Raw genomic sequence first — 21,459 nt, forward strand, 5'->3', positions numbered from 1 at the left:
CGGCAGCTCCTCCTGGTGTTAAACATATATGATTTCAAATCCGACTCAGTTCAACTCAACTTATTATTTGAAAATGTGGTCAATCTTTTCGATATCCGCCTGACTCAGTTGGACATTCAGCGTTTTCAGATTCGCCAGAACCTGCTCCGGTCCCTTCGCGCCTGGAATGAGGGCATCAATCGAATCGCGGGTCAAGTACCATGCAAGCACCACATGAGCAACCTCTGCATTCAACGCATTGGCAATCTCACGTACCTGCTCCACTTTGTCCAAATTACGGGCAAATGCATCTCCCTGAAACAGTGGATCTTTCGCTCTGATGTCCGTGAAGGTCATGTCTTTCGTATACTTACCACCTAGCAGTCCAGAAGCTAGCGGGAAATACGGCACAAACGAAATGCCATTTTCCTTAGTATAAGGCAGCAAATCCTTCTCAGCTTCCCGTTGCAACAGATTATAATGGGATTGAAGCACATCTACATAGCCGTCACTATTCGCATCTTTAAGTTGTTCAATGGTAAAGTTAGATACACCGATAGCCTTAATTTTACCTTCGTCTTTGAGCTTCTTCAGTTCTCCGACTGCTTCTGCCTTCGGTGTAGCTTCATCTGGGAAATGGATATAGAACAGATCAATATAATCTGTTTGCAATCTTTTCAGACTGGATTCGACGGATTCACGTAAAAAAGCAGGCGAGTTGTCAAAAACAACCTCTCCGTTCACAAACTTATGTGCTCCCTTGGTCGCTATGACAGCTTCCTCACGTTTGCCGCGCTCTTTAAGTACCTCACCGATCAACCGCTCTGAGTGCTCAGGCCCATAAATAAAAGCTGTATCCAGGAAGTTGATGCCGTTATCCAAAGCTGTGCGAACGACTTCTTTGCCCGTTTCATTGTTCAAACCGGAAAAAAGATTATGTCCTCCTACCTTATTCGCACCCAAACCGATTGGTTTTACATATAAATCTGTTTTGCCAATACGCACTTGCTCTGCCAATTCACGTCATCTCCTTTTCGAAAGTTACTTCCATTTTATTATTAAATTCCAAAAAAAGCAAAGTGCGTACCTGGCTGCTGCTCTTATCCCTTGATCCCCGTTAAGGCAATGCCTTCCATAAAATACTTCTGTCCTATGGCAAAAAGAATGATAGCTGGCAACACGACAATTAAAGAAGCGGCCATCAGAACACCCCATTGTGCCGAATATATTCCCTGAAACTGCTGTAGCCCAATCGCCAACGTAAATTTGCTTTCATCATTAAGATAAACGAGCGGTCCCATAAAATCATTCCATGTGTTCAAAAATGTAAACAATCCGATGACCAAAATCGCTGACCGGGACAAAGGTAAAATAATGCGAGTAAAGATCGTAAAATGGTTGCCTCCATCCACAAATACAGCTTCATCCAGCTCTCGCGGAAGAGTCATGTAAAATTGTCTAAGCAAAAAAATGTTAAAAACGCCTCCACCAAAAAACGAAGGTAATACCAATGGAACGTAGGAATTAACCATGCCTAATGCCTGCCAACCAATAAAAGACGGAATTAGCGTGACCGCAAACGGCAGCATCATACTGCTTAATAACACGGCAAAAACCTTATCTCTTCCTTTCCATCTCATTCGCGCAAAGCTATAGGCAGAAATGGTACTCGACAGAAGTACACCCACTAAAGTACCTGCAACGACGATAAATGTGTTCACAAAATAGCGCCCAAACGATAACTCTTCAAACGGCTGTAAAAAATTTTCGAATACAAAAGGCTCGGGAATCCATTTCGGTGGGATCAAAAAAATCTGACTTAAATCCATCATGGAGCTTCTCACCAGCCAGTAAAAAGGAAACATGCAAAAAAGTGACCCCACAATGAGCACTGTGTAGAGAAAAACTCTGCTCCAACGCAAGCCATGTTTTTTCATCCTCATGCCCCCCCGCCTTCGTAATACACCCATTTTCGGGCTGTCTTGAACAGAAAGGCAGTGAATGTTAAAACTACAATAAAGAGCACCCAAGCAATCGCACAGGCATAACCCATATTCGAAAAAGTAAATGCCTCGCGGAATAAATAAAATGTATAGAATAAGCTAGAATTGTTAGGTCCACCCTGAGTCATGACGTAAGGCTGGACAAACACCTGAAATCCACCGATGAAGCCCATAATCGTATTAAAGAAAATCGTAGGCGATGTCAATGGAATTGTGATATAGATAAGCTTATGAAGAGCGCTCCCACCGTCAATTTCAATGGCTTCATAATAATGCCTAGGTATATCCTGCAAGCCAGCCAGAAAAATAATCATCGTCCCCCCAACGGTCCACAAACTCATTAAAACCAGTGTAGGAACTACCGACCCTTCACTATAAATCCATTGACTTTCGGGCAAATGCAGCGCACGCAACACCACATTCAGCAAGCCAAGGTCCGGATCAAACAGCCACATCCAGATCATAGACGATGCTATGAGTGGGACAATCGTGGGCAGATAAAAAACGGTCCTGAAAAAAGCCAAACCTTTTACCTTTTGATTGAGCAATATGGCCAGAAAGAAAGCCACTATAATTTGCAGGGGCACACTCAAAAACACATAATAAAAAGTAACCCCAAGGGATTTGTAAAAAAATTGATCCGTACCGTCAAATAAGTGTACATAATTATCCAGACCAATAAAACGGGCCTGTGAAGCAACCTTGTAATCGGTAAGACTGAACCAGAGACTAGCGATCATCGGTCCCAGAACAAAAATGACAAAGCCCAGAATAGCAGGGGCGGCAAAAAGCCACCCCAACCCATTTTCCTTCTTACGAATAGAAGATAACGATTGCATTCTATCCCTCTCTTTCTGTCAAGACCCTCACCTTATTTTTTCGGATATGTTCCCTTAAATTCAGCGTTCGCCTTGGCGGAAACCTCCTTAAATGCTTGCTCCACCGTTTTCTTGCCCAGCCATACCTGATCTAGCGCCGGGTTAATAATAGCATTGATTTTTTCCGAGTTTTTCAGATAGTAGTCGTAAGAATTGACACCGTTATGCAACGTTTGGTTCATGACTGCATCCCGATATCCATCCGCATGGCCTGGCTTGACATCTGCCCATTTGCTAATCAAGTCTGGTTCGGTGTACCACTTTTTCATGACAGGCATCCACAATCCGCTGGAATGCATGTCAAGTCCGCTTTCAGCATCCAGCAAGAATTTATAAAACATCCATGCTTCTTTCGGATGTTTGGTTTTGGCAGAAATCACTTCCGGTTCACCAAACAGGATTGTTTTACTGCTTTTCAGTTTGGGTAACACGCCTACACCAAAATTCACCTTCGATTCTCCAAGATCCAATTGGACCCACTGCCCATCCAGATCCATCGCTACACGTTTGCTTTGCAATGCTACGGCCGGAGAAGGAATATTTTTGGACTGCGTCGGCGACGGTGCCACATGATACACGTTGATCAGATCCGCCATCTTTTGCACGGCTTCAATCACATCAGGGTTTTCAAGGTTAAGCGAGTCCCCTTTGTCGGAAATCACACTTGCGTTATTGGAAGGAACTAGCAGATGCCACATCCATGTGTCAAACCGAACTCCATACTGTTTGATGTTACTTGCATCAAAATTGGGGCTGAGCGCATTATTTCCCGCTTTATCAATGGTGAGCTTTTGTGCTGTCTCTAAGAACTGTTCCCATGTCCAAGCCTCTTCAGCTTTGACTGGCGGCAAGGCAACACCAGCCTCATCAAACAAATCCTTGTTGTAATAAAGCGCAAAGGCTTCCTCCGTCACCTTGACCCCTGCCACTTTATCCTTATCCCAATAGATAACTGAATTAGGAATGAGGCTTTCCTTCGTTAGCTCCTTATCCTCCTTCAAAAATTCATTTAAATTATATAGTTTGCCTTGTTCAGCCCATTGCAGAGCCTGTGCTTTATAAATAGGAAATACATCTGGTGCCTGGTTGGCGGCAAACATCGTCGTTAATTTAGTTACGTAATCCCCGGGGATGTGCATATAGTTGATTTTGATCCACGGATATTTCTCTGTGAATTTTTTGGCAATCTCCTGTTGAACCTTCTTTTCATTGGTGCTCCCCCAGCTGGCATAAGTCAGTGTCACTTGCTCGTGCCCCTGCAAATCTACTGGCTTGCTGCTCTCATTTGAACTACAGGCTGACATAAGTCCAACGATCAAGCACATGCAGACGATCCATAACTTTCGTTTTAACATGAGTAGCGCCCCCAAACCGTTTATTTTTTATCTTTTCGTTTGTTGCTTCGTCACTAAATCCATTCTAGCAAACGCTTACATTTTGAAAAGTCGTACTCTCATTGGATTGGTGTCATTTGATTAGATCTATGCGTTTCTCCGATTCGGATCAGGACAAATGTCCCCTTACCTTCTGGCGAGTGGAGCGCAATCCCATATTCCATCCCATATAACAGCCGCACTCTTCTATCTACATTTTTAATGCCCGTTGACCGGATTTCTCCAGCTTGAATTCGGCGTATATGATCTTCTTGAATTCCTAATCCATTATCCTCGACTTTAAAACACACCAATTGCGTTTCGATCCAGGCTGTGATCTTAATCTGACCGCCTGATTCCATTTCGGCGAAACCGTGAATAATTGAATTCTCCACAAAAGGCTGCAAGAAGAGTTTGGGAACCTCCATCTGAAGCAAAATGGGATCAATATCATATTCCACCGTGAACTTGTTCTCAAAGCGATTTTGCATAATGTAAATGTATTTTTCCAGCCAATTCAGATCGGTTTCCAGGCTCCATGTATCATTTTTGTTTTGAGTCGTAATTTGCAGCATTTCCGCCAGACTAATGATCAATTGGCCCAGTTCCTGTTGTTTATGCTCTAGTGCGATCCAATACATTGTTGTTAAGGTGTTATACAAAAAATGGGGATTAAGCTGTAAATTAAGTGCCATTAACTCCGACTCTTTGGCTCGCAGACGTGATTTGTAATTTTCTTCGATCAAATCTTTAATTTTCTCATTCATTTGATTAAATCGGATCACCAGGTCCCCCAATTCATCATAGCCACGTTCAGGAATTCGAATATCAAAATCTCCCTTCTCCATTACCTTCATCGCCTGTTTCATATCTGTAATGGGCTTACTGATGTATACAGACAGCAAATAAGCAAGGATAACAGCAATGAGCATCATAATGCCTAAAAAAAACAAGGTGTAGGTACGAATCGTTGACAGATGTCCCAGTACATCTTCCATGGGAATGGCTATATACGATACCCAGCCCGTCGTCTTCATCGCTTCGTAAACCAGTAATATGCTTTGACCCTTAACGTTTACCATTTTCGTCCCTTGTTCCGAAGTAATGGCCTTCTTCAGCCAATCTGCCACCGGCTCCCCCGCTTGTTGCTGTCGATCTGAACTCATGACTATCCCATTGTTATCGTGAATCATACCGTAGGATAGATGTGCAAATCCGCTGCGGGCTGCATAATCTTCAAAACCAACCTTTAGCAAATCAGGTCGGAAATTCAATATAAGTATAGGCTTTTCCTTGCCTTCAGGAAGCGTATGAAAGGTTCCAGCATCATCTAATGCAGTCAAATGAAGCTGCTTAACCACAGCAAATAAAGAACTAAAATCATAGGAACCTTGTTTTAAATCCTGCTGATGAAAGGTGTCGGCATACGAATAGGCAGGAATCCACTTGGTAGCCCCCTCTGCTTGCACCGCCGTTGTCGCCAAGGGAGAAGAATAGAACGGCAGAACGGGAATATACATCCGCTCTGTACTTCCGTATGCATACTTTTGCGTCATAATCTGAGAAGCGTATACTTCCTCTATATTGCCAAAGTATCTGTACAAAATTTTCGTAATGCTGCGATCAGCTCGTAAAAGCGATGAAGAATCCGTAGTATCCACGTCTGTGATGGTCTGTAAAAGATCATGATCAATTGGAATCATATCTACGGTTTTTTGAATAGCTGTCAGCTTGTTATCCAGCAGCTGGTTATTGCTACGCAATACACTTGTAACGCTCTCTGTTACGTTTGCAGTAATATTTCGCGCACTGGTTTCGAAGTAGACAAAGCCCAGGATCAAAACGATAAAACCAGACAACAAAAAATAGGACAGCATCAACTTCGTACGAAAGCTACTGTCCAAAAATTTTTGATATATATATTTGACTTGGCGCATTGTATCTTCCTTTCACCTAACGATTAAATGAATTTCCTACGAAACTCCTCGGGTGTGTGCTTAACGTTTTTTTTGAACACTTTAAAGAAGTACTTGGTATCTTTATAACCAACCTGTCTACTAATTTCTGCGACCTTGGCGTCTGTATGCAGCAGTAAGTGCTGAGCCTTTTGCATTCTGAGCTTCACCATATATTCCGTGAACGAGAGCCCAAAATAGTTTTTGAACAGAATGCTAAAATAAGACGCATTATAGTGAAAGCGCCGGGCCACAATCTCCAGACTTAGGTCTTCATGTAGATGTGTATCCAGAAATTCCTTGCATTTTTTCATGATGGGTTCACCTTTGGAGCTGCCATCAAGCTCAAGAATCAGCTCTTTTAACCATGCTGCAATACGATCCTCAAGATTTTGGAGAGATGTGGCCTCTTTGACAGCTCGATTCAACTGTTCCGAGTAACGTGAGTAGACTTCCTCACTCCACCCTATATTTAACCGTGGTAAACTAACTAGCAGAAGGTGTATTAATTTAGCTTTAAGCGCATCAGGTTGAGGATACCCTTGCGTCATTCGTCCAATGAAATGTTGCACCCGTTCCAATAGCTGATCGGGCTTCCGATTAGAGATAGCGCTTTCAATGGATTTCAGAAAGGCTATCTGTTCATGAGTGCTCATTTCCTGTATCGACTGTTCATCATCTAAAACGACAAGGTTCAAACATCTGGTGTGAGGTGTATAAAATCGCATGGAGATAAGGCGAACAGCCTTTTCGTGAGATTGGCTTATTTGCATTTCATCGAAGTCAAAAGGCTGACCCCAAGCAAACCAAATGGAGATAGCTTGCTGCTGCTCCACCTTTTTCAGTCCAGCTTGAAGTGCGCTTTTGGCCTCCTTGCCTTCAGCCCTTTCCCTCCAATTCACTACAACGACCATATGCTCTTTAGGGGTTTCAAGTGGGAACACGACAGAAGATGCCCACGGTCGCAATATTTCAACAACCGCGTTTCGTAGCTTAGAATCCCACGCATATATATCCTCGGGGCGGGATGCAGATGTCCCCAACGCGAGGACTTCTCCTACCCCCTGCCATCCAAAGTGACTCTTTAATAAGCTTTTCTCGTTAGGCTGTAACTTGTCTGTCACGCATCTGCTAAACAAATGCTCCACAAAGGCAGGCATGCTTTGCTCGATCTGATTCAACGCTGTTCGATTTTCACCGAGTGCTCCCTGCTCTTCTACAATGATTTTCTCCATCTGTTGAATCACTTCAATAAGCTGCTGTGATTGCACCGGTTTCACCAAATAATCATTCGCTCCGTACCGTACCGCCTGCTGTGCATAGCTAAATTCCTGGTAGACTGTCACTAAAATAACTTTGGTCTCATGCTGACCCGATATTCTCAATTGTTGTAGATATTCAATCCCATTCATAATCGGCATTTGAATATCTGTAAAAACGATCTGGATCGGCTGGGATAATGAAATGGTCAAAGCATCTTTCCCATTCTTGGCTTCCCATACCTCGTATTCTGGACGTAAATCCCGGATCATGGCAGCCAACCCACGACGCTGCCTAGTTTCATCATCTACAACAAGCACTCCCAGCGGGATCGAATTCACAGACTCCCCTCCTGTTGGTCTTATATACGTATGTTTTTTCAGTATAACACTTACAGGTGGGGACCCATCCTATTTTCTTTTTCGCTTCATACTACGAATGGTTGTTTTTGTGGCCTGATCCACCCGGTATGATTCTGTGATTTTTTGTAGAGCTTTATTGAAAGTAAAATCGTCTAATGTATTATGACTTAAATACGCCATCGTTACCTCTGGCAGCTTAATATAACAGATAGATATCGCCCATGCTACCGCCATTTGTACATAATAATCTTCCCGATGGGTCTGATCTAGCAAAGTAAGCACCCGGTTAATATACTGTTCCTCAATAAAAAAATTCAGAAGCATAACCACCCCAAACCGGATTTCATATTCTTTCTTAGAAAACAGGTAGGGCAGAATAAAATCCCATACTCTTTCTTTATGTTGCTTCGTAATTTTCAATCCGGCACAGAAACTGTCACATACGGACCAATTATCAATTTTAGGAACGAACTTGGCGGTATAACTCAAAACTTCCTCAATATCTGTTTTAACAGAACCAATCACCATACCTTGCAGCATCACTTCTTCAAAGTGTTCGCTTTCAGCGGTCTCCAGATAGAGGCGCCAATCTCCCTTGGCAATATTTTGAGCCAGCTTACGCAGTACTGGCAGACGTACACCCAGCACATTATTAATCGTTGGAAGCAATGCAGCCGTAAATTTCTGAAAATCTGTATCCACATGTGACAATATCTGTTCTCTGATGGTCTTCTCCATATTTTCCACTCCCTGTTTGTTAACGAAATGAAATGCTCCACAAATAAATAGAGGCCACTGAACCATAAGGCGAATACACTCGGCGATACTCCTCAAATTGCTGCTTGTTCAGTGTATCTAAATGGTACAGCTTCATCATTCCCCGCCGAATAGCCATATCGCCCCAACTGACGACGTCCGGACGTTCCATGCAATTAATCAACATCATTTCAGCTGTCCAAGGGCCTATCCCTTGTAGCGAGGATAATTTTTGGATCACCTGTGTATCGGAAAGCTCATATAATTCCTGTAAATCCAACAATCCCTGCTCGATCGTTTGGGCTATATTCAGGATACATGCTGCTTTTTTCATGGTTATGCCACAGCTTTGAATTTCCTGAGCCGTCTGAACGGCTATATTTTGTGGAGTGATCGCGCCTAATTTCTCCTGCATCCTTGTCCATATGGTCTGAACCGCCTTGGCGGAAATAAGCTGCCCCACAATCGCATGAACAAGCGCCGCAAACAGGTTGGGAATGATTACGCGTTCTACCTTGCCCATTTGCGTTATAGCGGCACCAAGTACGGTATCTACCGTTTTCAGGTAGTTGATTTCCTTTTCTCCATAGTCAAAGTTTTTGGTCATGACCGTTTCCATTTGTTCTCCCGCTCCCCTTGTATGGTACACTCTTCATTTTAATTGCATAGGCTGCTTTCATATCAGGGCTCAAATCCTTCTTTGCTCACATAGAGCTGTTCTTCGGGAAAAACATGAAGAAAACGCTCATAAACCGCCTTATAGGCGGCAGGGTGATACCATTCTTCCAGCCCCAATGACTCGTACAGCGCACCAATGTTCAAGCTGCGCGTCCGCCTTCCCCCGCTGCCGTCTCCCATAAAATAATCATCAATACAGACACGATTGACCAGAGGCACAAGCTTGTCTGCAAAATGCTCACTGCTTGGCAGCATCGGAGCAATAGTAGCTTGCGTCGGTACACCTGCCTCTTTTAAAAGTTGCAGCGTTTGGAGACGAGCCTGGATGGGAGGAGCTTCCGGAGTGAAATGTTTGCGTATATCCTCGCGGTCTGTTTCTACCGTGATACTCACACGTACACGTTCCTTCAATTGGAGCAATAAATCAACATCTCGTCGTACAAGCGGACTACGCGTCTGTACAAACAGAAAATCCGGCGGATCTTCCACCATCACTTCCAGCAGAGATCGGGTCACCTCTTCTTTGTACTCGGCCGGCTGATAAGGATCTGTGCTTGACGACATAAAAATCGTAACTTTACCTTTGGATTTGGTCCTGCGAAGCTCCTTGCGAAGAATATCTGCCGCCTCTTTTTTAATATCAACCCATGTTCCCCAAGCTTCCTTCCGAAACGTAGAGACTGGCAATTGACGTACATAACAATACGAGCAACCAAAGGTACAACCTGTATACGGGTTCAACGAGTGTGTATACCCTGACAAAAAGCCGGTCCCTTTATTCAAAAGAGTCTTGGGGGATTTGTAATATTCATTTTTCATATCTAACCCCCCAGGCTACAAACGAACTGACTGTCGTGTACGATTTTTTTCCAGCTGCAACAGTTTCACCTTCATGTCCAGACCCCCACGATACCCGGTCAAAGCTCCATTCTTACCAATGACCCGGTGACAAGGGATCGTGACCAAAATCGGATTAGCGCCGATGGCAGCACCTACCGCACGAACAGAGGATGGCTTTTGAATCGCGTGGGCAATGTCTGAATAAGATTGTGTTTCCCCATACGGGATATTACACAGGGCGTTCCATACAGCCATTTGGAATGTAGTCCCATGAAAGTCAACAGGCAACGTAAAATGTCTACGCTCTCCTTGGAAATATTCAATCAACTCCTTGGCATAGGGCTGTAAAACGGTATCCTCTTCAACGAGAGAACTGCCGGGAAATCGACTTCCTGCCCATGCAATCAATTCCTCTACAGGTTGATTAAGCGAACCGACATAACATAATCCATCCGATGTAGCTGCAATATATAAATTCCAATCCTCATGCCCCAATAATGACCAATAGATCGTTTTATTCATTTGATATACCATGCTGTGTATCTCCTTTTTGAGTTACTATGGATTCGAGTTGGCGATATTGCAATGGAGTGTAGCCTGTATTCTTTTTAAACAACGTAATAAAGTAAGGGGTATTGGACAGACCTACATTCTCCCCCACTTCCGCAACAGATTGTTGTGAGCAAATAAGCAGCTTCTTCGCTTGTTCCAACCTTGTACACTGTATATATTCCATCGGAGTTACATGCATGATTCGCTTGAAGGTACGATGTAAATGATACGGACTTCCATGACAGATCTCTGCCAGGACGTTCAATGTTAAGCCCTTCATATAGTTCGAATCTATGTATTCTGCAACTCCTGCGATCCAGTCGTGATCAGGCAATCGTTGTCTTGTTGGTTTACATCTTTTGCATGGACGAAAATGCTCAGCCAAAGCCTGCTCTGCTGATATAAATAAACGGATGTTCTCTCTTTTAGGAGGTCGGGATTTGCAGGAGGGGCGACAAAATATTTTCGTTGTCTTCACAGCATACAAAAATACCCCGTCATAAGACTTGTCATTTTCTACAATAGCTCTCCACTTCTCGTCTGTTATGGATAAATCGGATGTGCTCATGTTAATCCCCTCTCTTGTGCAATGTCCCCCTCCTCATATCCAAATTATAAACTAAATAGTGAACATATGTACCCCTCCTGGATTGTAAAAGCAAGATAACGAAAAAAAGATGACTCCGCGCGGAGCCACCTTTGATTTTAGTTCTCTATCTTATTTAGGCTTGAAGCTTACCCGGTTCAACCGTGATCGTCAACTCATCCGAAGGATGCTGATATGCCTGTGACCAATAATCTGCATTTGAAATTCCCGCCTGCTTCGGGTCAAATACCGGGTCAAGCCCTTGGCGCCGTTGCCGCTCGTAATCCTTAAGCACGAGAAGCGCAGGCTTGGCCAAAAGGATCATAGCAATCAGATTCACCCACATCATAATACCGACCCCCATATCCCCCAGTGTCCACGCCAAGGCCGATTCTTTGACGACCGTTCCATAAAAGGTCGAACCCAGAATAACCAACTTTAACAGGAACATAGGCCATTTGGCTTTACGATCGGCAATCAGGTAGGCCATATTCGTTTCAGCGATATAATAATAGGCGATAATGGTGGTAAAGGCGAAAAAGAACAATGTAATGGACAAAAGACTCGACCCAAAACCCGGAAATACCGATTCGATGGCAGCCTGTGTATATTGAGTTCCTTCTTCAACACCCGGAAGATGCTGCACAATATAACCCCCACCTGGTCCCTTCACATTGTACATCCCTGTAAACAAGACCATGAAAGCCGTAGACGTACAGACTAAAAAAGTATCTACATATACGGAAAAGGCCTGAACCAGCCCCTGTTTTGCCGGATGGGACACTTCTGCTGCGGCTGCCGGATGCGCACCAGAGCCTTGTCCCGCTTCATTAGAATAAATGCCTCGTTTAACACCCCAAGCAATGGCTGTACCTGCTATACCGCCGAACACTGAATCTACACCAAAAGCACTGCGAAAGATCAGGGCAAATACCTCGGGAAGCGCAGTAATGTTCGTCATCATAATGTAGAAAGAGACAAGGATGTAGCCTAGTGCCATAAACGGTATGACAACCTGAGCCACATTGGCAATTCTTTTGACACCGCCAAAAATGATAAGCGCCAGCAACACGACCACTAATATCCCAGAAACCTTCATATCCATACCAAACGAACTATGAAAGGCTACGGCGATGGAGTTCGATTGAGTTCCTGGCATCAACAAACACATAGCGACCAACGCTACTACCGCAAAAATAACGGCAAACCATTTTAAGCCTGTTCCTTTTTCAATATAAAAAGCCGGGCCGCCTCGGTACTGACCATCACGCTTTACCTTATATACCTGAGCCAGTGTAGATTCTACAAACGCAGTAGCCGACCCGATAAAGGCCATGACCCACATCCAAAATATCGCCCCAGGCCCCCCCATACCGACTGCCAATGCAATCCCAGCAATGTTCCCCGTCCCTACACGTCCCGATAGCGCCATCGTAAAGGCTTGAAAAGAAGAAACGCCTGCCTCTGAGCTTTTTCCTTTAAAGACAAGGCGAATCATCTCTTTGAAATGCCTAATTTGTAAAAATCGAGTCATGATCGAAAATAATAACCCCACGCCCAAACAGACATATACCACAGGATTGCTCCAAATGACGCCATTTACTGCCTCTGCCCACTTCTCTAACATTCCTTGCATTTCCCCCCTGATCCATCAATTCATATTTTAGTTTACGTTTTCAGAAAATTTGCATAATTACAAGAAATTATAGATTAATTTTTACAAGCGTACAAGTTAATTTAATTGACATATTGTCAATTACAAATCGACTTATCTGCTACCTGAAAGGACGACAAAAAAGCTCTGACGATCCAGGAAAGTGGATCATCAGAGCTTGGTCTTTAAAATATTTTAGGCGATGCCTTCTTGCTCATTTGGAGCGCCAGACAGTTTCAACAGGGGGGCTTGCTCCGCTATCTGCCCTTGAGGGATGGGGAGGATTTCTGTATATTCAGAAGAATTTGTGATGATAACTGGCGTAATCGTAGGATAACCCTCTGCCTTGATTTGCTCCACATCAAATTCGAGTAGCAGATCTCCTGCCTTTACTTGATCGCCTTCTTTAATATAGGAAGTAAAATGTTTGCCGTCCAGCTTAACCGTATCTACTCCGACGTGAATTAGAACTTCTGCGCCCTGATGCGAAACTACTGCCAGCGCATGCTTTTTCTTGAACGCCACAGTAATGGTTCCGTCGAACGGGGCTACGACTCTGCCCGTTGTCGGTTGGATGGCGATACCTTTACCCATAGCTTCTGAAGCAAATGCAGGATCGGGAACTTCCGTTAGAGCGACCACAGTTCCTTCAATCGGGCTTAATACCTCCTCATTAGAAACGACAACTGTAGAAGTCGACTCTTTAGTCGAATTGTCAGTGGTTTCTTCCTCTTCAACTGGATCTTCGAAGCCTAAAATATAAGTCAAGATAGCTGAAATCAAAAATGAAACAGTAATCCCTAAAATCAATCCCGGGAAACCTTGTCCGCCAGGACCGTAAAAGATCGGCAAGGTCAGCAATCCAGGTGCGCCAGAGGCAAATGCCTGCGTCCCAGCTTGGCCGATAATGGCACCACCGACAGCACCGCCGATAATACCTGCAATAAACGGACGTTTCAGCGGTAGCGTAACCCCATAGACCGCTGGCTCTGTGATACCGAACAACGCTGTAAGCGTAGCGGAACCCGCTAGCGTTTTCAGCTTTTTATTTTTCGTTTTCAGCATAACACCAAACGCTGCACCGGTTTGAGCAAAGATTGAAGCTGCAGCAGAAGGCTTAATACCGTCTCTGCCGTTAACAGCAATGTTATTAATAAATACAGGTACAAGACCCCAGTGAACCCCGAAAATAACGAGCAACTGCCAGCAAGCACCAAGAATTGCTCCAGCCAGCAGCGGACTAATGCTGAACGCAGCAACGAGCGCGGTAGCGATTGCGTTGCCCACATACACCCCGACTGGACCAAAAACCATCAGGGTCAGAGGAAGCATAATTACAAGTAGAATTAAAGGTGTAATAAAGTTTTTGACACTCTCATGGATCAGTCGATTGCACCATTTTTCCAGCTTACTCATGACGATCACGGCTAAAATAATCGGAATAACGGTAGATGAATAACTCATCATCACAATAGGAATACCGAAAAAGTCTGTAGGTGTACCTTCTGTTTTCAGCGTGACAATCGTCGGATAAAGCAGCCCTCCGGCGATGGTCAGAGCAACGAAGATATTACCTCCGAATTTCCGTGCCGTTGTAACCGCTAACAAGAGCGGCAGGAAATAAAACAAGCTGTCGGCCGCAGCATACAAAATCATATAGGTAGTGTCTTTCGGAACCAGCCAGCCAAGGTTGCTCGCAATCAGCAGCAGTCCTTTCAAAATACCGGACCCCGCCATAACTCCGAGCAACGGTGCGAAAATGCTGGAAATTACGTCGATTACAGCGCCAAATCCTTTCTTGCCTTTAACTGAATTCTCTTCTTTTCCAGTTTCATTCAAAATGTTGGATACTTGGCCGATGGCATTATATACTTCTGGTACTTTGTTACCAACCACAACCTGGAATTGGCCACCGCTCTGCTTGACCGTAATAATTCCATCGGTTTTTTCCAGCTTTGCCTTGTCTGCTTTTGCCTCATCTTTTAGCACAAAACGCAGGCGCGTGGCGCAGTGTACGAGCGATACTACATTTTTTTCGCCGCCTACCAGGTGCACAATTTCTTTAGCCAGTTTTTCATAACTCATGATGGACACCTCCATGTTCTAAGGGGCTTTTTACCATATTTAGGCACACAAAAAACCTAAGCCTTGAAAAATGGTGGGCACTTGAGTCCCGCAATTTTTCATGACTTAGGTTTTGCCTGCATAACCAGTAACAATCCCAGTTAAAACTTATTAAATTCCTGTTACTCACATAATATAATTAAACTACCATATTTGTCAACAAAAACATTTAATCTTTTATTTTGATCTTTTTTCGAATAAAAGGTTTAACTTATCTATTCACCACTCGTTCAATATGCACAGTCAAATACAGCTTTTCTTCGTTCGTCAATTCGTGACCGTATTCTTTTTTTACAAAGGTTCCGATTTTCTCCGTACAAGCGGCTGCTTCCTTGTGCTTTTCCTTAATCATGTCATATAAATGATCATAGTTATTTTCATAGTGATTTCCCTTAAATACGCGCTGGGCGAAAAATTTCAGATGCGTAATAAAGCGGAAATAACTCAAAGAATCCTCGTCAAAATCCACCTTAAAATGGTACTTGGCGATATTGATAATTTGCTGGATGAACTTCGTAATACTCATGGTCGTAATGACTTCCTCGTTCATTTCAGCATTCACAATGTGAAGAGCAATATAAGCCGCTTCATCCACAGGCAGTTCAATGCCGAGCTTTTGTTTGATTTGTTCCAGCGTTCTCAGACCAATAGCGAATTCTTCTTTGTACAGCTGCTTGATTTCCCACAATAACGCGTTTTTGATTTCCAGTCCTTCCCGGTACCTTTCAATAGCAAAATTGATATGGTCGGTCAGAGAAACATAAATATTTTCGTTCAGCTTTCTATTCAGATTATGCTTGGCGTCATTAATGACTTCCTCCACAATCACGATCAAATCCATCGGTACCTCGCGCAGCAGCATTTTGAAGTTATCGGATGTCTGCTTGTTTTTCAGCGCAAATACCTTCTGAATCCTGGTTTCGTCTACTTTGTCTCCTGGCTTTTTCTTAAACGCAATCCCTCGACCCATGACCACGAGTTCTGTACCGTCTGTCTGGTAGACACTAATTACATTGTTGTTGATGACCTTTGCTATATTCATCTCGATCCCCCGTTCCCTATGCCAGCAAGAGCCACTCATGCTCCATCCACTTTATTGCAAACAAAAAAAACCGAAGCACGCCAAATAAACAAGACTGTAAAATCCGCTTATTCGTTGCTTAGGTTTTGCCTGCTCTGCAGTAACAATCCTAAAAATGATGGAATTGCGTCAAGTATAGCCCGAAAAGGAACGATTGTCAACGCTTTCAATTGAGAAACGAGGATCGGAAATTCCCGTTGATTCAGGACGTCCGATCCTATTTTCTTGTCGTACGATTATTCGCCGAGATTTTCACCATCGGAATGAATTACGTTTTTATACCAGTCAAAGCTCTTCTTTTTAATACGTTTCAACGTACCGTTGCCTTCATTGTCACGGTCTACATAAATGTAACCATAGCGTTTTTTCATTTCTCCAGAGGATGCGCTGACAATATCAATAGGTCCCCAGCTGGTGTAACCGATAATTTCGACGCCGTCTTGAAGAGCCTCACCCATTTCAGCAATATGTCGCTTGAGATAGTCGATTCGGTAATCGTCATTCACTTCTCCTTCAGGTGAAACCACGTCATTGGCACCAAAGCCATTTTCCACTACGAAAAGAGGCTTTTGGTAACGGTCATGCAATTGGTTGGCTGTAATGCGGAATCCTTTTGGATCGATCGTCCAGCCCCATTCGGATTTGTCCAAATATGGATTAGCCACGGAGCCGAATACATTACCACTGGTCATATTTTTGACAACTTCCGGGTCTGTGCTGGTTGTCCGGCTCGAATAGTAGCTAAATCCGATGTAGTCGACGGTATGGTCTTTCAAAATGGCTGCGTCGCCGGATTCCATCTCGATGTTTAGTCCATGATCCTTGAAGAAGCGTTTGGCATAACCAGGATATTCGCCGCGTGACTGTACATCAATGAAGAAGTAGGACTCACGGTCTTTTTCCATCCCCTGATACACATCTTCGGGATTACATGTATACGGATAGAAGCTGCCAGCAGCAAGCATACAGCCAATTTTCGCATCTGGAATGATCTCGTGACATGCTTTTACAGCCAGCGCGCTTGCAACAAGCTGATGATGCGCAGCCTGGTACTGAATTTGTTTAACGTTTTCGCCTTCTTGGAATACAAGCCCGGCACCGAGAAACGGCAAGTGGAGCAGCATGTTGATTTCATTAAACGTCATCCAGTATTTCACTTTATCCTTGTAACGAGTGAATACGGTTTTGGCATAGGTTTCAAACAGACCAACCAGTTTCCGGTTGCGCCAGCTTCCGTATTTCTCGATCAGGGCTACCGGCACGTCAAAATGAGCAAGGGTCACAACCGGCTGAATGCCATGTTTATGCAATTCATCGAACAAATCATCGTAAAATTGCAGCCCCGCCTCATTGGGAGTAGCGTCTTCCCCAGTTGGAAAAATACGAGCCCAGGCAATGGAAACACGCAGTGCTTTGAAACCCATTTCTGCAAATAGTGCAATATCCTCGCGATATTGGTGATAGAAGTCAATAGCTTCATGGGAAGGATAGAATTCGCTTTCAAGTGGGGTTAGCGAAGGAACATTCCCTTTCATTATGCTTCTTCTCTTCTCTCCGGTAGGCAGCAGATCCACCAGGCTCAATCCTTTACCGTCTTCCAAATAAGCCCCCTCGGCCTGGTTGGCTGCAAGAGCACCGCCCCATAAAAAGTCTTTAGGAAAAATATAACTGGACATAAACGTTCTCCTTCCAAATGTGTGATAAAAGGGATACAGAAAGGGTGATGAGTAATAAAAAAACCCAAACCAGCCTGATTACACTTGCAGTGTAAACAAGCCAGTTCAGGTTATGCCCTATCGGTAACATCCCATGAAAAGGTTATTCATATTTGATTGAAACTCTAACAAAGATTTAGGAGCCTGTCAAATTTAATAGATATGATACATACGCTATTCACTCTAAACAAAATACGAATTTTTAGTTTATTTTCGCAAAACAACTAAACTAAACAACTAATTTTTTATAAATAAGCTAATTGACAGCGGTTTACAGAGGTGATACGATGACTTTGAAAATAAAACTTTATATAATTTATCCCCTTTAGTTTAGTTTTGTTTAGCGTAATTTTAATTTGTTTACTTCTAGTACAAGGAGAGTTATTCATGAAAAAGCTGAAACTGGGTTATGCGCCTACTCGACGATTCACCTTCAGTGCTGAAGATGCATTCCGCTACAAAGTTGCCATTCGCCAACAAATCGAGAGCTTCGGAATGAACATTGATATCGTGGATTTGGAAGGACTTAATGAGGAAGGTTTGCTGTATGACGATCATATTAACGCGGACTTGATCGTCAAACGTTTCAAGGAAGAGGAAGTGGACGCCGTTTTCTTCCCCCACTGTAATTTTGGTACCGAGGATACGGTTGCCCGTGTGGGCAAGGCGATTGGCAAGCCGGTTCTATTGTGGGGTCCACGTGATGAGGCTCCTCTAGCCGACGGCATGAGATTACGGGATACCCAGTGTGGATTGTTCGCCAGCGGGAAAGTGCTTCGCCGCTTTAATGTCCCTTTTACCTATATCACAAACAGTCGTGTGGCTGATCCGGTATTTGAACGAGGCTTTAACAACTTTATCTCGGCTGCCAATGTAGTACGACAGTTCAAGAGTTTACGGATTCTCAAAATAGGTCCTCGTCCTGCTTCCTTTTGGACCATGATCTGCAATGAAGGGGAACTGTTGGAGCGATTCGGTATTGAAATTCATCCAATCACACTAGTAGATATTCAGCTCCGTTCAAAGAAAATTGCCTCCGGAAGCAGTGCTGAGCTTTCAGAAGCGATTGATTATATCAAAGAGAAGCTGGACTACAGTGAAGTCACCGAAGAAGATATCAGACGTATCGCTGCACTTAAAGTAGCCATGAAATCCTACGCTATCGAAACGGGAAGTACAGCTATCGCCATCCAATGCTGGTCCTCCCTCCAGGAAGCCATGGGAATTATGCCTTGTCTGGCAAATGCTATTTTGACAGATGAACAAATTCCGGTCACCTGCGAAACCGATATTCACGGAGCCATTACTTCGGTTATGGTGCAAGCGGCTGCGATGAACGAACTGCCAACCTTTTTTGCTGATATTACGGTACGTCACCCTGAGAATGACAATGGAGAACTTTTATTCCACTGCGGAAACTTTCCAGTCTCCATGTCTATTGAGAACAAACCCAAACTGCGCAAGCACTTCCTGTTCGATGATCACGCACCAGGCACACATGAAGGACAAATCAAAGGCGGCGGCATGACCATCGCTCGTTTTGATGGTGATCATGGAGATTATTCCATTTTTCTCGGCAAAGCTAAAGGAATTGAGGGACCTTATACCCGCGGCTCGTATGTCTGGGTAGAAGTCAACGACTGGCCGTTATGGGAAGAAAAGCTCGTCAAAGGTCCTTACGTCCATCACTCTGTTGGCATTCACGCTAACGTCATCCCAGCTCTGTACGAGGCCTGCAATTACCTTCCAAGCGTTAAGGCAGATCCGGTAGATCCTACCGAACAGGAAATCCAACGCTGGTTGCGCGGTTCCGATCTCGCTGTCACCAAGTCGGGTATTCTGGTTTAACTATATTTTTTCAGGAGGACACTATGGAAATCCTAGACTTGAAAATCAAAGCCGCACAAATCCGTAAGGACCTGCTCACCATTATTCATCGTGCCAAAACAGGACATACAGGAGGCTCACTGAGCAATACGGATATACTCACCGCCCTATACTACGAAATCATGAATATTGATATCGCTAATCCTAAATGGGAAGAACGCGACCGCTTTATTGCCAGCAAAGGACATTCCGTCGAATCTTTATGGTGTATTCTGGCAGACCTTGGTTTCTTCCCTAAAGAAGAACTGGAAACCTATAGCCAATTCGGTACCCGTCTGATTGGGCATCCGAACAATAAAGTTCCCGGTGTTGAGATGAATACAGGCGCATTGGGCCATGGCCTCCCCATCTCAGTCGGCATGGCACTGGCTGCCAAGCGTGACGGGCGATCCTACCGTGTATTCTGTCTAATGGGTGACGGAGAGCAAGCTGAAGGCTCCAATTGGGAAGCCGCTATGGCAGGTGCCCATTACAAACTGGATAATCTTGTCGGCATCATTGACCGCAACGGCCTGCAAATCAGCGGTACAACCGAGGAGGTTATGGGACTTGAGCCGCTGGAGGAGAAGTGGGCCGCCTTCGGCTGGAATGTTATCTCCATTGATGGCAACAGCATGGAGGAACTAATCCATACATTCCGCAATGTCCCCGAAATTGAAGGCAAACCAACGTTGGTGCTGGCAAACACGATCAAGGGAAAAGGAGTATCCTTTGCCGAGGGTGTTCCAGGCTGGCACCATCGTATTCCAAGTGATGATGAACTTGAACGCGCACTGGCGGAACTAACGCAAGAAATAGACGAATTATCCGGGGAAGGACAGGTGAGATAAACAATGAACAAAATCCCTAATCGCCAGGTCATCTGTGAAACGTTGCTTAGTCTTGCCAAAGAGGATCGGGATATTATGGTGTTGGCTAGTGATTCTCGCGGCTCTGCTGCTATGGCCCCCTTTGCCGATGCCTATCCGGAACAATTTGTGGAAGTAGGCATTGCCGAGCAAAATATCGTCGGTATGTCTGCCGGACTCGCACACAGCGGTAAAAAGCCGTTCGTCACCTCTCCTGCCTGCTTCCTGAGTATGCGTAGTATTGAGCAAATCAAGGTAGATGTAGCTTATTCCGGAACCAATGTAAAACTGATTGGGATAAGCGGTGGTGTTAGCTACGGCGCACTGGGGATGTCTCATCACTCTGTCCAAGATATTGCTGTGGCCAGAGCGATTCCTGGTTTGATGGTCTTACTCCCCGCCGATCGTCATGAAACCAAGAAAATGACCGAAGCGCTGGTTCAGCATGAAGGAGGCGCATATGTACGGATCGGACGTAATGCTGTTGAGGATATCTATCCGTCCGATGATTATCCATTTGAGATTGGAAAAGCTGTCACCTTGCGAGAAGGATCAGACATTACTCTGATTGGCGCTGGTGAGACCGTCCGTATCATTCTGGATGCGGCTGAGTTGCTCCAGCAGATGGGTGTGAAAGCTCGTGTTCTCAATATGCACACCATCAAGCCACTTGATGAGGAAGCGATCATCGCCGCAGCTCGGGAAACGAAAGGTATTGTCACTGTAGAGGAGCATAGTGTATTCGGAGGCCTGGGTGCCGCTGTAGCAGAAGTGGTTGTTCAACATCAACCCGTTCCTATGAAAGTACTGGGCATACCAGATGAACCAGCGATTGCTGGCAAAACAGCTGAAGTCTTTAAACATTATGGACTTACCCCTGAGAATATCAGCAAGATTGTGCTCGAATTGATGAACAAGTAAGGAGCTG

18 protein-coding genes are annotated in these 21,459 nt (G+C 44.3%); 3 read left to right on the forward strand and 15 right to left on the reverse strand.

All coding sequences use genetic code 11. The features are described 5' to 3' along the window. Nucleotides 1-63 precede the first annotated feature (63 nt). The 15 genes from OIU26_RS17645 to OIU26_RS17715 all read right to left on the reverse strand — a co-directional run bounded on the left by OIU26_RS17645 (nucleotide 64) and on the right by OIU26_RS17715 (nucleotide 17,757). Complete coding sequence (locus tag OIU26_RS17645; RefSeq protein ID WP_013372948.1) at nucleotides 64-996, reverse strand: aldo/keto reductase; 933 nt, start codon at nucleotides 994-996, stop codon at nucleotides 64-66. A gap of 83 nt (nucleotides 997-1,079) precedes the next feature. Further along, nucleotides 1,080-1,916 (reverse strand): carbohydrate ABC transporter permease, encoded by an 837-nt coding sequence (locus OIU26_RS17650; RefSeq protein ID WP_016324698.1) that lies wholly within the window; start codon nucleotides 1,914-1,916, stop codon nucleotides 1,080-1,082. 2 nt (nucleotides 1,917-1,918) lie between these two features. Beyond that, nucleotides 1,919-2,821 carry a carbohydrate ABC transporter permease gene (locus OIU26_RS17655; protein WP_025674174.1) on the reverse strand — a complete coding sequence of 301 codons (903 nt, stop codon included), beginning with the start codon at nucleotides 2,819-2,821 and terminating at the stop codon, nucleotides 1,919-1,921. Between the two features lie 32 nt (nucleotides 2,822-2,853). Continuing rightward, complete coding sequence (locus OIU26_RS17660; protein ID WP_264217543.1) at nucleotides 2,854-4,215, reverse strand: ABC transporter substrate-binding protein; 1,362 nt, start codon at nucleotides 4,213-4,215, stop codon at nucleotides 2,854-2,856. A 98-nt stretch (nucleotides 4,216-4,313) separates the two neighbouring features. After that, nucleotides 4,314-6,170: a sensor histidine kinase gene (locus OIU26_RS17665; protein ID WP_264217544.1), complete on the reverse strand. Its 1,857-nt coding sequence runs from the start codon at nucleotides 6,168-6,170 to the stop codon at nucleotides 4,314-4,316. Between the two features lie 23 nt (nucleotides 6,171-6,193). Beyond that, entirely contained in the window at nucleotides 6,194-7,789 is a 1,596-nt protein-coding gene (locus tag OIU26_RS17670) for a response regulator (RefSeq protein WP_264217545.1), read from the reverse strand. A 69-nt stretch (nucleotides 7,790-7,858) separates the two neighbouring features. Further along, a complete protein-coding gene (locus OIU26_RS17675) occupies nucleotides 7,859-8,548 on the reverse strand; it encodes a DNA alkylation repair protein (RefSeq protein ID WP_165083715.1) in 690 nt (229 codons plus the stop codon). A 19-nt stretch (nucleotides 8,549-8,567) separates the two neighbouring features. Further along, on the reverse strand, nucleotides 8,568-9,185 hold the full coding sequence (locus OIU26_RS17680) for a DNA-3-methyladenine glycosylase 2 family protein (RefSeq protein WP_264217574.1): 618 nt from the start codon (nucleotides 9,183-9,185) through the stop codon (nucleotides 8,568-8,570). A gap of 62 nt (nucleotides 9,186-9,247) precedes the next feature. Continuing rightward, nucleotides 9,248-10,063 (reverse strand): radical SAM protein, encoded by an 816-nt coding sequence (locus tag OIU26_RS17685; protein ID WP_264217546.1) that lies wholly within the window; start codon nucleotides 10,061-10,063, stop codon nucleotides 9,248-9,250. Nucleotides 10,064-10,078: 15 nt separating this feature from the next. Continuing rightward, nucleotides 10,079-10,618 (reverse strand): methylated-DNA--[protein]-cysteine S-methyltransferase, encoded by a 540-nt coding sequence (locus tag OIU26_RS17690; RefSeq protein ID WP_264217547.1) that lies wholly within the window; start codon nucleotides 10,616-10,618, stop codon nucleotides 10,079-10,081. Further along, entirely contained in the window at nucleotides 10,599-11,204 is a 606-nt protein-coding gene (locus tag OIU26_RS17695) for a bifunctional transcriptional activator/DNA repair enzyme AdaA (protein ID WP_264217548.1), read from the reverse strand. The genes OIU26_RS17690 and OIU26_RS17695 overlap by 20 nt, the downstream gene beginning before the upstream one ends. A 154-nt stretch (nucleotides 11,205-11,358) precedes the next feature. Next, nucleotides 11,359-12,849 (reverse strand): alanine/glycine:cation symporter family protein, encoded by a 1,491-nt coding sequence (locus OIU26_RS17700; RefSeq protein ID WP_264217549.1) that lies wholly within the window; start codon nucleotides 12,847-12,849, stop codon nucleotides 11,359-11,361. Between the two features lie 222 nt (nucleotides 12,850-13,071). Beyond that, on the reverse strand, nucleotides 13,072-14,961 hold the full coding sequence (locus tag OIU26_RS17705) for a beta-glucoside-specific PTS transporter subunit IIABC (RefSeq protein ID WP_264217550.1): 1,890 nt from the start codon (nucleotides 14,959-14,961) through the stop codon (nucleotides 13,072-13,074). A gap of 250 nt (nucleotides 14,962-15,211) precedes the next feature. Next, nucleotides 15,212-16,042, reverse strand: a complete 831-nt coding sequence (gene licT, locus OIU26_RS17710) for a BglG family transcription antiterminator LicT (protein WP_013372961.1) — start codon at nucleotides 16,040-16,042, stop codon at nucleotides 15,212-15,214. A gap of 275 nt (nucleotides 16,043-16,317) precedes the next feature. Further along, nucleotides 16,318-17,757: a 6-phospho-beta-glucosidase gene (locus OIU26_RS17715; protein ID WP_017427249.1), complete on the reverse strand. Its 1,440-nt coding sequence runs from the start codon at nucleotides 17,755-17,757 to the stop codon at nucleotides 16,318-16,320. A gap of 426 nt (nucleotides 17,758-18,183) precedes the next feature. Between OIU26_RS17715 and OIU26_RS17720 the strand changes: the two genes are divergently transcribed. From OIU26_RS17720 to OIU26_RS17730, 3 genes are read left to right on the forward strand one after another with little or no spacing between them, the layout of a single operon-like run. Further along, entirely contained in the window at nucleotides 18,184-19,644 is a 1,461-nt protein-coding gene (locus OIU26_RS17720) for an L-fucose/L-arabinose isomerase family protein (protein ID WP_264217551.1), read from the forward strand. A gap of 23 nt (nucleotides 19,645-19,667) precedes the next feature. Next, a complete protein-coding gene (locus OIU26_RS17725) occupies nucleotides 19,668-20,513 on the forward strand; it encodes a transketolase (protein ID WP_013372964.1) in 846 nt (281 codons plus the stop codon). Nucleotides 20,514-20,516: 3 nt separating this feature from the next. Beyond that, entirely contained in the window at nucleotides 20,517-21,452 is a 936-nt protein-coding gene (locus tag OIU26_RS17730) for a transketolase C-terminal domain-containing protein (protein WP_264217552.1), read from the forward strand. The last annotated feature ends 7 nt before the right edge of the window (nucleotides 21,453-21,459 follow it).

This window comes from Paenibacillus sp. BT-177 (assembly GCF_025846815.2).
Classification (GTDB): domain Bacteria; phylum Bacillota; class Bacilli; order Paenibacillales; family Paenibacillaceae; genus Paenibacillus; species Paenibacillus polymyxa_C.